The organism is Hydrogenophaga sp. YM1 (assembly GCF_016903055.1).
In the GTDB taxonomy this organism is placed as follows: Bacteria; Pseudomonadota; Gammaproteobacteria; order Burkholderiales; family Burkholderiaceae_C; genus Hydrogenophaga; species Hydrogenophaga borbori.
Genome location: NZ_CP070223.1, coordinates 411,965 through 425,334 on the forward strand (window position 1 = coordinate 411,965; position 13,370 = coordinate 425,334).

The 13,370-nt window shown below is 59.3% G+C and carries 12 protein-coding genes; 8 read left to right on the forward strand and 4 right to left on the reverse strand.

The annotated features are described in order from the left end of the window. Positions 1-12: 12 nt before the first annotated feature. Positions 13-711, forward strand: coding sequence for a DUF559 domain-containing protein (locus JNX00_RS02025; RefSeq protein WP_204743926.1), 699 nt, complete (start codon positions 13-15; stop codon positions 709-711). Between the two features lie 54 nt (positions 712-765). Beyond that, the gene (locus JNX00_RS02030; RefSeq protein WP_204743927.1) at positions 766-1,488 is read left to right on the forward strand and encodes an HNH endonuclease; all 723 of its coding nucleotides are present in this window, start codon (positions 766-768) and stop codon (positions 1,486-1,488) included. 255 nt (positions 1,489-1,743) lie between these two features. Here JNX00_RS02030 and JNX00_RS02035 read toward each other — a convergent pair whose 3' ends face one another. Further along, positions 1,744-2,301 carry a hypothetical protein gene (locus tag JNX00_RS02035; RefSeq protein ID WP_204743928.1) on the reverse strand — a complete coding sequence of 186 codons (558 nt, stop codon included), beginning with the start codon at positions 2,299-2,301 and terminating at the stop codon, positions 1,744-1,746. Between the two features lie 655 nt (positions 2,302-2,956). Here JNX00_RS02035 and JNX00_RS02040 point away from each other — a divergent pair. The 4 genes from JNX00_RS02040 to JNX00_RS02055 all read left to right on the forward strand — a co-directional run bounded on the left by JNX00_RS02040 (position 2,957) and on the right by JNX00_RS02055 (position 7,610). After that, complete coding sequence (locus JNX00_RS02040; protein WP_204743929.1) at positions 2,957-3,889, forward strand: GIY-YIG nuclease family protein; 933 nt, start codon at positions 2,957-2,959, stop codon at positions 3,887-3,889. Between the two features lie 223 nt (positions 3,890-4,112). Continuing rightward, positions 4,113-4,700, forward strand: a complete 588-nt coding sequence (locus tag JNX00_RS02045; RefSeq protein WP_239478235.1) for a DUF433 domain-containing protein — start codon at positions 4,113-4,115, stop codon at positions 4,698-4,700. Between the two features lie 1,739 nt (positions 4,701-6,439). Beyond that, positions 6,440-6,781: a helix-turn-helix transcriptional regulator gene (locus JNX00_RS02050; protein ID WP_275564521.1), complete on the forward strand. Its 342-nt coding sequence runs from the start codon at positions 6,440-6,442 to the stop codon at positions 6,779-6,781. Continuing rightward, the gene (locus JNX00_RS02055) at positions 6,759-7,610 is read left to right on the forward strand and encodes an ImmA/IrrE family metallo-endopeptidase (protein ID WP_204743932.1); all 852 of its coding nucleotides are present in this window, start codon (positions 6,759-6,761) and stop codon (positions 7,608-7,610) included. The genes JNX00_RS02050 and JNX00_RS02055 overlap by 23 nt, the downstream gene beginning before the upstream one ends. A gap of 681 nt (positions 7,611-8,291) precedes the next feature. On the opposite strand, the gene JNX00_RS02060 is transcribed toward JNX00_RS02055, so the two are convergent. Next, positions 8,292-9,638: a type II toxin-antitoxin system HipA family toxin gene (locus JNX00_RS02060; RefSeq protein WP_204743933.1), complete on the reverse strand. Its 1,347-nt coding sequence runs from the start codon at positions 9,636-9,638 to the stop codon at positions 8,292-8,294. Between the two features lie 3 nt (positions 9,639-9,641). Beyond that, on the reverse strand, positions 9,642-9,905 hold the full coding sequence (locus JNX00_RS02065) for a helix-turn-helix domain-containing protein (protein ID WP_204743934.1): 264 nt from the start codon (positions 9,903-9,905) through the stop codon (positions 9,642-9,644). A gap of 264 nt (positions 9,906-10,169) precedes the next feature. Here JNX00_RS02065 and JNX00_RS02070 point away from each other — a divergent pair, with 264 nt between their 5' ends. Then, positions 10,170-11,093, forward strand: coding sequence for a hypothetical protein (locus JNX00_RS02070; protein WP_239478236.1), 924 nt, complete (start codon positions 10,170-10,172; stop codon positions 11,091-11,093). After that, complete coding sequence (locus tag JNX00_RS02075; RefSeq protein ID WP_204743935.1) at positions 11,090-11,965, forward strand: nucleotidyl transferase AbiEii/AbiGii toxin family protein; 876 nt, start codon at positions 11,090-11,092, stop codon at positions 11,963-11,965. The genes JNX00_RS02070 and JNX00_RS02075 overlap by 4 nt, the downstream gene beginning before the upstream one ends. A gap of 451 nt (positions 11,966-12,416) precedes the next feature. Here the strand turns inward: JNX00_RS02075 and JNX00_RS02080 are convergent, their stop codons facing one another. Next, entirely contained in the window at positions 12,417-13,367 is a 951-nt protein-coding gene (locus tag JNX00_RS02080; protein WP_204743936.1) for a hypothetical protein, read from the reverse strand. Positions 13,368-13,370 lie beyond the last annotated feature (3 nt).

Sequence of the window (13,370 nt, forward strand, 5' to 3'; positions counted from 1 at the left end):
GAGGGAGGAGACGTGGACGTATTTCAGTTTCGGGAACACCTGGTCGGCGAGTACGAGCAGTTCACGCGCATCGACCGCAAAGACAAGGGCGCTGGTGGGCTGCTGCTAGACATCCTCTGCCGGCTGACCGCGGCCCGAGCTCATCAAGGCACACAGGGGCGCGCGCCGCAGGAGCACGATGCCGAACTGGCCCGAACCGCAGGAAGCACGCTGGAGCAGGCGTGGCTGAACCACGTCAACGTGCATGGCTACCGTAAACCAGATCGCGGCCAGTACACCATCGCCTCTGCCAAAACCTGCGCCGACTTTTTCTACGACGACCTGAATCTCGCTGTCTACATCGACGGCCCACACCACGAAACTGACGCTCAGCGGGAGAAAGACCTCGCCATAGATCGCGCCTTGGATGAACTCGGCTTCCTTGTGGTGCGTTTTCCCAAGGAGCAGACCCGCTGGTCCGACATCTTCAAGAACAACACCGAACGTCTGTATCGGGAGTTCTTCCTCGCTGCGGCTGAAGCCGCGGATCAGCTTGGCCGAGATGGTTGCGTGCCGTTTCAGTTCATTGTTACGACGACTTCCGCGCCACCGGCTGAGGTTGAGAAAGCTCCCTACGTAATCCTGGAGCTGGCGCCGGGCGCGGACGAGTCACTCCTGTTCAAGCGGCAGCTTGCGCCTGAACTGTCGGGGTTCGATGATGCAGCTTCCTAGCGCCGTGGTTAAGGTCAGTGCGGCCATGCAGGCACGGCTCGCAGGGGCAGTGGTATGACGCCGCTTGACCGCCTGCGTATTGAGAAGGCTGCAGCGGATTGCGGGTTTGAGCGCACACCGTTGCTTGTGGATGACAACGGCTTGGAGTTGCGTTCAGCCAGGTTTCCGGAGGTCGTCACAGTGCGATTCCTGGCTGGCAGTTTTCTCGTTTCGATGTCAAACGAGGCCATGCTGGATGGTTTGACGGATGGTGCCTTGAGTGTGGCCACCGTGGGCGAACTATACGGCCTGCTCCAGCGGGCATCAGCGGTGGCCCGAACCATGCCTAATCGCGTCGCTGACCAGTTCCGGCAGATGACGCAAGAGCTGCCACGGACCACTGAAGCTGAGCGCTTGGTTGTTCAGCGATTGGGGCAGGACTTGTTCCGCGAAGCGCTGCTCGACTACTGGCAGGGGCGCTGTTGTGTTACGGGACTTGCTGTGCCTGCTCTGCTCCGTGCTTCGCACATCAAGCCATGGGCTAAGTGCGCATCTGACGAGGAGCGCCTGGATGTTTTCAATGGGCTCTTGCTGGCTCCTCATGTCGACGCGCTGTTTGATGGAGGCTGGATTTCATTCTCGGACACCGGCGAGGTACTTGTATCCGAGTCGCTTCTGCCCGATGGGCGATCACAGCTCGGGGTTTCCAGCAGATGGAGCATTCGGAATCTAAGGCCTGCGCATGCCAAGTACCTGCGGTTCCATCGTACGCATGAGCTGCGGTTGCCTTCTGTTTGATGGGGTGAGATTCAGCTATCGCATCCATAGCCGGCGGAAATGCGATCATTCCGACCAGGGCGGCCGGAACAGCGATCAGATTCAAGCGTGTGACGGCCGCGTCGCACTGGGCCACGCAGTGGCCCCCTGGTTGGGGCTGATGTCGTCGATGTCCGATTGGTTGGCCAGATAGCACGGTCGGTGGCATGGACCGGGCATGGACCAGGTGCCTATTCGGAGGTCGATGAATTTCTACCGGAGAATGACGCTGAATTTCTATCTGACCAGGCGGACCAAGTGACCGGGGTATTTGGCGGTAGCGCACGCGATGGTCTTTCGGATGGCCGCGCACACGACACCAGCCTGCCGACGCGAAGCAACTACCGTGATGGGGTATCCCAGGTACTCCTGTACCCGTGATCGCACGGCTTCGTCCGGAAGGATGCGCTCGATAAACCCCATAAAGAGGTCGGGACGCGGATGCATCGGGTCGTAGATGCAGTTGATGAGATAGCGGACGCCGAGGGACTTGTCATGCGGCTCAAGTGCGTAGCTGCCTGCCCGTTGACGGAGATAACCATTCCGTAGGGGAATGAGCAGGTCCGTGGTGGTCGGGTCCGGCAACCGAGGAAGCCATAGCATGGCGGTCCGTACCGCGCTCGCGGCCGAGGCGTCGCTGACGATGGCTGCTGAGTTGTCGACAACCCAGCGAAGCGCATCCCGTTGCGCATCCTCTTGGTTCATCTGGGCCCAGTGCGTGCCAGTCCAGTGGATGATGTGGTTGTCGGCATAGGCATAGTTGCCGGTTGAGGCGAGTTCCACCGCGTAGTTCATGGGTTCAAATGGAGGGCGGCGAGTCATTGCTGGTCCCCCGACGTTGCGGACATGACGATATCGCCGGCCATAAGGGGCGCGATGGATGTCATTCCGAGGATTGCAGGTCTTCTCCGGTCTCTGAGTGCGTAGTTTTGGCCGAGACGCGCCAGAGAGCCTTGGTGAGAAAAGGCAGTGAAAGCGAGGTTGAAAGAATGCATTGAGCATCTCCTGTTAGTGGAAGAAGAAGCTCAACCAGACGGTCGCGAACCTTCATGCGCGGCTATGAGGCCACTGCTAAAGGTGCTGTAGTTATGCCTTCTCGAGCCCCAAAATAGGGCAAGTGATGAATGTGCCTCTGTGCGTCGCCCAGTGGAGCGGAAAAGGCAGTGTTCAGTTGCAGGCTGCCTACTCAGTATAGGCTGCCGCTGAGGGTTTCAAAGAGCTTCACGAAATCAGGAATTCACCAAGCAAATCCAGATCATTTCTCGATAGTCCGACCGCGGCTGCTCTTTTGGGGGCACCCTGTTCGGGTGTGCAGGAAGAAGGCGATGGGCCTTCTGAATACCTGATGTTGGCAAATGGTGAGTTATATGTGAAACGAGTAATAGTCCTGATGCGGGGGTGAAAGGTAGAGGGCATGATTCTCGCGAATTTCATCGCGTGGAGGCCTGCAGTGAGTAAGCACAATGGCAAGTTTTATGCGTATGTTGGCGTTCTGAGCCAGGCCGCCGCGTCCCAGTTTGGCCGACCGATTGTCAAGGTCGGACACTCTGCAGAACCACGACATCGCCTCTCGAATATCGGCAAGGACCTTCAGGGAGGGGCATTGTTCGATCTGGTGCGCAGTATCGCGCTCTTGGCTCCCTCATGCGATGACAGTCGAAGGCTTGAAGACGCGCTCAAGACATATTTCAACGAGTTCCAAGTCAATCCCGAATCTGTTCCATTCGGGAGGGCCGGGAAAACTGAATGGTATGAAGCTTCTATCCTTCAACGGCTCAATGTTTTTCTGCAGGAGAACGCGCTTGGCTTTGAGGTGATCCAGGAGCATGGGCATTTTGACCATCATCCTGAGGATCGTCCATCGTCACCGAGCTATTTGCAATGTGAAACCCCCAGAGCTCAAGCAAGAGATGCGCAAAGGGCAAAAGAATTTCTCGATGCACTGATTGGTCTGGAGGGTTTGGCAATTGAAATTGAAGTGGGGGCATGGACTTCATTGCCTGATTATTTGAATCTCAATATGACAACGGTTGCGAACCCCGTTATTACCGCCGAGTTTCGCCGCCTATTAAAAGTGCTCAAGACCAATGCGCGTTGCGACTGTGCAAACACATCAATTATTGATGTCGTCCGCTTGGGAGAGTCATTTGCATTGATTAAGTTTCGAGTGAGGGCAGGTCCTGTGATTTCAAAGGAGAAGTGTGATGAGTTGGTTGTGGAGCGGCTTTTTTCCCAGCCAATCTCCTACCTTCGCCAAATGGTCGGCGTGCGGACTGCACCTTCTTTGCAGATTCTCAGGCGGTTTGGTCAACTCCCTACAAGGGGATCGGCTAGGTCTGTCCCGTGTGTCGGAGCTTGGCCCTACCAAGCGCAAGCACTGTGAGCCTGCTCTGTCAATCTGTAGTGAGTAGTCAATTCATCATGAACGTTGCCCGACTTACCGTGAAGGATTCCCGTGCATGCAATTTGACGCTGCTGCGCTTTTGCTCAGTCGGCATCCGTGCCGTAAGGTGCTGCCGTGGATCGCGGGGGGGCGGAATGTTATCCACTTGCTCCACCCCCCTGGCGTTGCTGCACGACTTCACGGATCATCCTACGGTGCCGACATGACTCCCCGCAACAAACTCATTGGCGGGCAACTCCGTGCAGCCCTGCGAGCTTCCCGCTGGAACGCTGACACGCATGCGTTGCGGCTGCACCTGTCACGTTCGACGATGGCGAAGGTGCTGGTCGGCGATGAAGATGTCAGCTTGCGCATCTATCAATTGGTCGCGGAATCGCTCGACTGCAACATCGAATGTGTGCCTACAGTTGCTGTTGCGGCTCTTGTGACGACTGACCCTGAGATACTCCAGGGGACGCCGGTGTTTATCGGTTCTCGCGTACCCATCGTCGACGTGCTCGCATCGCTTTCGAAGGGCATCGGCCTGGAGCGGCTTCAGGAGTCGTATCCGTTCCTCACTCCGACACACATCCGCGCAGCTCGCTGGTATGTCCAGGAGCATCCGCCAACGCCTCCACACCGCCTCATCGAAACGCTAGTAGATGCAGCCGCTCGGCGTCTGCAGACGATAGCCGCCCGTGACCGAGTTGACGAGCGCAGCTCGGAAAAAACATGGGACAGCTTTGCTGAAGGCCCTCGAGTCAGTGACGACTTTCTGCCTGATCGAGGCGGAGGTTCTGGCGGACGCTGAGGCGGCTGAGCAGGCGTACGCTTAGGATCGCCGGGCGTTTGCCACGCCCGTGCTCCCGGTGGGGACACGACCCCAGCGCCGACCGAGTTTGTGACCGGCGAGGCCCCCGTCGCCGTAAAGTCGGATGGCACGGTGGGGCTACATGACTCTACTCTAACGTCGGACAGCTCGACCACCCTACGCTCAACGCCCCCGCCCCGCACCTCGCCACCCTGGGCCCCGCGTCGCTCCCGCCAGGGGCCTGCGCCCCTTGATCCTCCATCCCCGCGCACCTTCCCGAGCTCCGATTTCCGCACGGAAATTTCAGCGCCTCACCTTCAGAAATAGGACAAGCCGTGGCCACTGCGGCGCGACGCTGAATAGGGCTTGCGAGATGCCCTTGGCGGCCCCAGAACGACGCGATTTCCACGTGGAAATTTCCGTACGGAAATCGCGAGGGACACCCCGGCAGCCGCCCCGTAGGCCCCCTCTGCGCGGCCCCAGATCAGTCTTGGCTTGGAGCTTCAATCGCTGGTCGCTGCGGGCGCGTGTCTCACGGCTGAGAGACACGCTTCGCAGCTCTGCGCCGGCACAAATTTCCACGTGGAAATCGTCGCCTTCAAGGCCCGGCCGAGGGGGTGTTGCACCCCCTCCAGACCCTCGGGTTTGTGATGCCAGCTCACCGCTAGGTGGTCGGAATCGGCACAGGCTGGCCCAGCTCGCGAGGCTCCGCGAGGGCACCCAACGCGGTGCCGGCGAGGCGTTAATAAGCGCTGTTATGGCTCGGCGCTGCAGCCTCGTCGCCTGGTCGGCAGCCGCCGCAGGCGGGCCCGGTAAGTCCGTTTCAAGAGCCTCAAGGTTCGGATTCGTTTGCGCGCAGCTTCTGCGCAGCGCGATCCGCACGGCTACCGCAAGCCGGATGTACGATGCACGAATGGACCATCTGCCCGCTCATCTGCTACCCCACGGCCTCGACGTCAAATGCCTGAAATGCGGCTGGGTGCACCGCTCAATCTCACCGTCCGAGGCAGCGAAAACTTGTGATTCAAATGAGCTCGCGCGGCTTTCCCGCTGCTTCAACTGCGGCACTCCATCAGCAGGCTTCGTGCTCGCGCAGCCCGCTGACGCACCGTCCGGTAGCAGCGTGCAACCGGTCTTGATCCGCGCATGATGAGTGCGGTCTAGCCAGGGTATGGATAGACCGACGGGGCGCTGTTGAGGGGTGGATCGCTGGCGTGGAGTGCGGCTTGGTGGGTGTGGGCGCCCGTCTCCTGCCCGTTTCTTACCTGATAACGGCTGTTATCAGGTAAGAATTTTTGGGCCAAATCTGGGGTGTGGCCCATGAAGCAAGGGTTTGACCGGGCCTTCGGCATTTTTCGCCCGCGATTCATGTCGCCAGGCTCGACTGCTGGTCATCAGCATCTTGGTACTCACTGCTCAAAAGAAAGCGGGACCCTAAGGTCCCGCTCTCCACCTGCTCACCCTTCCGCTCAGGCGTGCTGGACCAAGGTCCACGTCGTCGCCTGCTGGTTGTACGGCGGCATCCGGTTGCCTTTGGCAATCGGCGCAGTCGTATTTCCATTGGCGGGACGCCACACACCACTTTCAGGACAGGTTTCGCCCGTGCGGGCGGTCGTACCGAGAGGCATACGCATTTGGATTTCTCCAGTGACACGGCGAAGTTGCCGTGCCGTAATGATCAATCAGTACGATTTCGTTGTCAAGATGAATCTTTACGGAATCGTCTGTATCATGGGTGCATGACCTCGACTTTTGGTGTGCGTTTAAGAAAATTTCGCATGGCGAAAAACCTCTCTCTGCAGCAACTTGCGGACGAAGTGAAGGCGTCCAAGGCCCACATTTGGGATTTGGAGCAGGGCAAAACCAGCAATCCGACGTTGGCGCTGCTGACTGAGCTGTCCAGAGCGTTGGAGGTACCAATCAAAGAACTGGTTGGCGAGGGAGACGCTGCCACCGATGAAGAGCATCTCGCACCGCTCTTCCGTGACCTCAGAGGGCTGACGCCGGAGCAATTGGAAGTGGTGCGCGGCCTCACCAAGAACCTAAGGGAGATGGGCAATGGAGGTAAGTCTAGAAGTTGATCGAAGCGATCTGGCTGATACAGCTCAGCCGGACAAGCTTGCCGCAATCCTCATTGGGCAGATTAAGCAGCAACTCGATACGTTGCTCCCGTTGCCTGTGGAGGCCGTCGCCAAAGCATGCGGAATCCTGGATATTCAGGAGATGGAGACGGACGCCTTTGAAGGTGGCCTCATTCAGAATGAGGCAAAGAGCCACGGCTATATCCTGCTGCGCGCCGGGCGAGGACCTCACCGTAGCCGCTTCACCATCGCACATGAGCTCGGTCACTTTGTAAACCTGCGCCACGTAGCGCCGCCTGGCAGCGACAGGATGTTGTGCAACAAGGATGATCTACGCAATTCGGAGCTGACGAGTCGCGGTCGCCATGGCATGGAGGCGCAAGCGAACGAGTTTGCATCGTGCTTGTTGATGCCGGCGAAAGAGGTCATGACGAACTCATTCATGAGGGGCAGTGCAGAGATGTCCCGGATTCTGGAGTTGCATACGCTATGCGGTGTTAGCAAGGAAGCTGCTGCTCGGCGGTACGCCCAGCTTCATGGTGACGACTTCGCCGTAGTGTTTTCGAAAGACGGTAAATACATTTACTCGATCAGGGGTGGTGAGTTCCCTTGGATTGATCTACGCAAAGGGCAGGAGCTATTTCACAAGACCCACGCGCGGGTGTTTGATGGAACGAGCGGGGCTATTTCTGACCAAGAAGAGTCGGATGCACACTGGTGGCTGAATGATCGCGATGCCAGACGGTGGAATCTATGGGAAGAGGTTCTGATTCAAGACAGCGGATTCCGCATGACTCTTGTCTTGGGTGAGCGCGAGGACGACGAATAGGCATCTACCGAAACTCGTGCATCTTGAATACTGCCTCGTCTGGAGTTTTAAATGCCAACGACTCCATCGTGCCTATGCGCCGGTTTTTCGTTACAGTTGGGTTGACGCACGCAGGTTGCTGGTCAACTAGGCTACACCCACTTGGAGCTACCACGGCTCGACACTGGAATTCAACGTTGCCCGCGCGCGGCTACGTTGTACCGGCGGGGAAGAAGGGCCTACGCGGGTTCGAGTCCCATGTCAGTCCTGTCGTGTGTCACTTACTCAGCTCTGCCATGACTGCGCCGCTCTGCCTCGAGGTCTGATGCGCGATGACCTATACAAGGTGCAGGCACTGGGCCCTGCATCTCGAGGAAACACCATGGTCACCCCATTATTCAGATATGCCTGCGGCGCGCGCGAAGCACTGATGCAGCAGGTCGAGCGAAGCCTGTCTGCGTTGACGTAGGAGAAGCTGGCACACCTCCAAATACAGGCACGGCGCATGGCGCTCTTGGCGGACAGGCCCGCGGTGCAGCGGCAGACGGCTCAGGACTGATGTATCTCGGAAGCCCGCCGCGTGCGGGCTTCTTTCATGGGCTTCTGGCGCTACCGCGCATGCGTGACGAGCGGCAACGGGGTTACTGTGCGATGGGCTATCGAATCGGCCAGTCTGGGGGTGGTGCCTTGCAGACGCGAAAACTAAACCGCAGGTTGCTCCTGCAGGCGTCTGGCCTGGTTGCGCATGCCCTCGAAGATCGCGGCGGCCACATCTTCCGGGAAGCCGGGTGGCAGTTGCTTTGCGACGGTCTCGATAGCGCCATCCACATTGGAAAGCAACTCGCCGATGATGTCCTCGGCGTTTTCACCCCAACCGCACTTCGCTGCAGTCGCGTTGAAGTGGCGTCGCATGACGGTTGCCAGGTGGTAGTGGCGGTTCTTTCCAGAGACTGCCATGGCCAGCTTGGCATTTCTCCAGGCCAGTTGGTTCTTGCCCTTGCCGATGATGGGCCAGGCTGAGAGCACGTCATACAACGGAGTCAGTGCGTACGCGCCGCCGGCGTGCAGTCGGATGCTGAAGTTCTTCGCGTGACCATCGGTTGCGGCCATCAGCCAGAAGGTGATCTGGCTGGCCAGCAGCGTGCGCAAATCAGCGCGCGCGTTCTGCGAGCCGTGTAGCACCTGCGCCAGCTGCTCGATGCCTGGGCCCCCGTCGGCCTCGTATTTGATGGCAGGGTTCACGCCGCGGGCCTGGCAGAAGTCTTCTTGAGGGAGGCGAAGAATCCACTCCCCCGACGGGTGCAGCTTGCGGTCGAATCGCTCGACCACAAGCACTGGAGCATGGTCTGCAAACGTGACAATGTCTGCTTTAGCCACGTCGAACCCGAGTGCACCCATCAGCTTCAGGCACAGCCACTCGTTGTAAACCGAGGTGCGCATGTCGGCCTGCATGTTGCCCACGAGCCCCAGCGGCAGCTTGATGATGTGCGTCGTCGGGGTGGCGCCCAGCGGGCGCATCCACTGGCCTTGGTGCCACAGCAATGCCGTCTTTTCTTGGGCGCCGGCAATGGAGATGCGAAAGTCCTGCTCGTGCTCCTGCTTACCGAACTGGGCCACGGTCACAGCACTGCGAAGCGCGGCTGCAACGGCCTCATCGTTCAAGGTCTCGCCTTCGATGCGGTCGAAGCCCTTGGGCTCCTCTTCTGCGTCCAGTAACTGCACGGCGCCCACGCAGTCGCGGCCGATGGCCGCAAGCAGGTCAAAGGTGCCCTCAGAACCCGCAGCGTACCGCTGCGCCAGGCGCTTTCGGATGGCGCTGCTTTCCGGCAGCAGGTTCTCGAAGAAGTTTTCTACCAGCTCGCCGCGCAGTGGGTTGTTGTCTAGCAGTGGCAGCGGGAGTGATAGCGATAGCGGTCGGGCGGCGTCGGATTTAAGCCAGCTGTCGGCATAGGCCAGCCGCATGGGCTGGTTGCTGGCCGGGGTCCAGTGGCCGACGAGCTCACCATTGGTCCAGATGGAAAGCGGGCGAGAGTGCGCGCGTCGTCCCATGGCTTACCAAACCGTTGCTGAGCCCCGCGCAGGCGGGGTGTCGTCGCGGAGCTGCAGGTTCAGCTGCAATCCGAGTTGGGCGCAAATTGCCAGGAGCTGGTCGACGCTCAGCGTGCCTGAGGCGAGCTCCAGCTCAGACACGCGCTTCTGGCTTAGGCCCAGGCGGGCACCCAACTGAGCCTGCGTGAGCTTGCGGCTCTTGCGCACGTTCACGAGCAGCGCTCCAAGCTGAGCTGAGGTGACGATGGGTTGGGTTCGATTGAGCATGTTTACCGCCTAATCCGGTAAACACATTTTAGTGGCTTATCCAGTAAATTCGCAATACCGGAATGAGCGGTAAATACGATTTACTGGCATAGGCGGTATCTTTTAGTGCCAACATCTCTCTTCATCGACTGGGTGGCAACTAGAATGCGTCCTTAGGACGCATTCTAGTTGCCACCCGGGTGTTTGTCAAACACTGGCGATTGACTTTTCTCGCTCTGCCTGCTATCCTTTGCGTCCTAAGGACGTAAAGGATAGCAGGCAGATTTGAAACAATCTTCAGCAGAGTTCCTGCCGGCGGTGATGAAAGCCCTCCAAGACAAGCTGGCGGGCTGGGAGCGCCCGGTCGTGACCGACTACGAACTGGCGGTGCTTATGTCCTCGCAGCTTGCGAGCTTGGAGGTGCAGCCTTCGCAGGCTCTCTATGAGAGGGGGGTGGACAGCCTTGGTTCCTTTGGCCTGATTTCTCCAAGCAAAGACTTCAAGCCGGGGACGGTTTATCACCTGTTTGGGCGAGGCAAGCCGAAAGCTATGGAGGTCGCCTGTGCTGTAGACCCCTTTGCGTACGTCTCGCATCTCAGTGCCATGGAGTACCACGGGCTGACGGACCGGTTCTCCAAAATCCTGTACTTGACTACGCCTCTGGATGGTGAGTGGCGTGAATTGGCCAAGGGTAGGATGGAAAAAGAACTGGGTGAGCAATTGGAGGCCTTTCGGGGGGCGAAGTTGCCGCTACTCAGGCGTCAGACCTTTGAGCGCGTCGAGGGTGTGCGAGTCGAGTTGATGAGGCGTTCCAGCAGGGGGGCGTTCAAAATCATCAAGTCCCCAGCGATCCGGGTCGCGATGGTCGGCCGAGCTTTCTTGGACATGGTGCGTGAGCCTGATAACTGTGGTGGCATGCAGCATGTCGTTGACACCTATCGTGAATTTGGCGCAAGGTACTTGCCGCTCATCACCGAGGAGGTTGAGCGCCATGGGAATGCGGTCGAGAAGGTTCGCGCGGGCTATCTGCTTGATGAGGTCTGCCACCTTCAGAGTCCCGTTATTGATGGCTGGGTGCGACACGCACAGCGCGGAGGCTCCAGGATGCTGGACCCTCGAGGGGAGTACGTTCCTGATTACTCCGAGAAATGGATGCTCTCGATCAATGTCGCATCCTTGGTGCCTGGCGGTTCTGAAGGTGCGCTGTGAACGAGGTTGACATCGAGGCGTGGGTAGAGGCCGCACCCGCAGATCAACGAGGATTTCGCGAGGCCGTGCACATCATCCTAGACAGCATCGGTCACTCGCAGAACCTGCAGACCAAGATGGTGATGAAAGGTGGGCTGCTGTTGGCTATACGCTATGACAGCTCCCGATTCACGCGTGACTTGGACTTCTCGACCAGCGAAAGGTACACGGCAGAAAACGCCGACGCACTGCTGGCTGAGTTCGAGGCAGGGCTGGTGGCTGCTGAGGATCGGCTGCCTTATGGAACGGCATGCCGCTTGCAGTCACGCAAGGTAGAGCCCAAGGGAGAGAACAGGACACACCACAACCTGGCGTTGACGATTGGATTTGCCGACAAGTCCAACGGGGGCGCGATGGCCAGGTTGCAGGCCAAAAACTCACCGCGCGTGGTGCAGATTGACTACAGCTTCAACGAGGCGGTGTTCGAGGTCGAGCTGCTTGAGCTCGATGGGGGCGCGACGATCCGCTCGTACTCGCTGCACAACGTTCTGGCTGAGAAGATGCGCTCGCTGTTGCAGCAGCCGATCCGCAAGCGCAACCGTCGCCAGGACGTCTACGACATCTGGCTCTTGCTCGAGTCGGTCAAGGCCTTCTCCGCAGAGGAGTTGGCTCAGATTCACGTGATGCTCGTCGAATCTTGCCGCAGCAAAGGTATCGAGCCCACCTCGGAGTCGATGAGCGATGGGGCGGTCGTGAAAATGGCGCGCGAAGGCTATGCCGACCTGCAGGCTGATGTGGACGGGGCGCTACCCGCTTTCGAGGACGCCATGGCTAGGGTGGAGGCGCTGTACCGGTCGCTGCCATGGGGGGCGATTGAGCGGGGTGTCTGGTAGAATCCGCGTGCAGATCGTTCTGACACTTTTCTGACACTGGCGTCAGAAAGTGGGTGCGCTCAGTTGCGCACCACTGCGGCTAAGCTGTTGATTTCATTGGTTTGTTGCGTTAGCCTTCGCTCGGTTTTTGGGCCAAAACTGGCTTGAAAATCCGCGTGTCGGTGGTTCGATTCCGCCCCAGGCCACCAAAATTCAGCGCCCAACTGTTCTCAGTTGGGCGTTTTCATTTGTGCTTCCCGCATGACACGCGGGGTTCCCGCACATTCTGCGTGTGCGACCGGGGTCCTGTGGTCTGGCAGTAACATCCCCAGTTGCCCTCCGTTCCGCCCTCTCTTCTCTCGAAATCGGCGCTAACTTCTTCGCCGTGGCACACGCACATGGCCTTTCGCGACCATGATTTGTGCGCGTGCCATTGCCATTCGTTGTCGGGCTTGCTTGGAGCAGCAGTCCGTCACGCCAACACTGCCGCCGCGCAAGGCATGGAATACAAGCCTGCGCGTTGCTGCGTGACGACGAGTGCTCCGTAGGCCGCCAGTCGAGCCTCGTGCTCCGGCTTGCCCTTGTCCTTCGACTTGATCTTGAACAGGTCAATCGGCTTGTCGCTCTTCTGGCCAGCGCGCTGCATGATCCTTTCGCCGTTCACCTCGGCCCCCTTGAACGACCAGAGCGCTTCGAACACCTTGGCCTGACCATCGGTGAACCGGATCGGTGTGGCCTGCACATCCGGCAGCGTTGCCCACTTGAAGTCGGCCGAGAACGGCCCGTTCACTGGCGCAGCCGGATCGGCCACTGCTGGCACTGCAGACGGCACCGAGGGTATGAAGGTGATTCCGCCTCCATAGAACGTGAATCGTTCTTCCAGCGCCAGCCATTCCACACCGGAGCCGAAGGGCGATCCACGAGTCGTGCGCGGCCTGGGGGTGATGACTCGGATGTTGCTTCCCGCCACCCGGACACGATCCAGCAAGGACGGCTCATGCAGCACTCTCGTCAGATCTCGGGCCAGCACTACCGGAGAGCTGCGTGCGTTACCGAGCCGCCAAACACCGTCGCCCAAGTCATCGATGTCGTCGCGGCTCTCGATGTCGAGCGCGAGGCGCATTTTCTGCCGCAGCCAGTCTTCGTCCAGGGCCAACGCCGCACCGTCGATTGCCTCGACAGGAACCTGGCCACACTCCGGGCACCGGCAGATCCGACCGCCCCGTCCATCGCCCCAGACCTGCGCCCGATGCTGCTGACAGTGGGGGCAGAGCATAAAAGACTGATCCACCACTGTTGGCCTGACGGCTTTGCCGAGCACAGACAAAGCAGATACCTCGCGTGGCGAAAGCGTGGCCCGCAGCACCGGCGTGCCGCCTGCGAACAGCCGGCAAACCAGGGCCCAGGCATCGTGCGTCGCCATTGA

Excerpts from the sequence above, each read along its gene's own strand:
- JNX00_RS02035 (WP_204743928.1), bottom strand. The coding sequence starts at position 2,301 with ATGAACTACGCGGTGGAACTCGCCTCAACCGGCAACTATGCCTATGCC.
- JNX00_RS02060 (WP_204743933.1), bottom strand. The coding sequence starts at position 9,638 with ATGGGACGACGCGCGCACTCTCGCCCGCTTTCCATCTGGACCAATGGT.
- JNX00_RS02045 (WP_239478235.1), top strand. The coding sequence starts at position 4,113 with ATGACTCCCCGCAACAAACTCATTGGCGGGCAACTCCGTGCAGCCCTG.
- JNX00_RS02055 (WP_204743932.1), top strand. The coding sequence starts at position 6,759 with ATGGAGGTAAGTCTAGAAGTTGATCGAAGCGATCTGGCTGATACAGCT.
- JNX00_RS02030 (WP_204743927.1), top strand. The coding sequence starts at position 766 with ATGACGCCGCTTGACCGCCTGCGTATTGAGAAGGCTGCAGCGGATTGC.
- JNX00_RS02080 (WP_204743936.1), bottom strand. The coding sequence starts at position 13,367 with ATGGCGACGCACGATGCCTGGGCCCTGGTTTGCCGGCTGTTCGCAGGC.
- JNX00_RS02065 (WP_204743934.1), bottom strand. The coding sequence starts at position 9,905 with ATGCTCAATCGAACCCAACCCATCGTCACCTCAGCTCAGCTTGGAGCG.
- JNX00_RS02050 (WP_275564521.1), top strand. The coding sequence starts at position 6,440 with ATGACCTCGACTTTTGGTGTGCGTTTAAGAAAATTTCGCATGGCGAAA.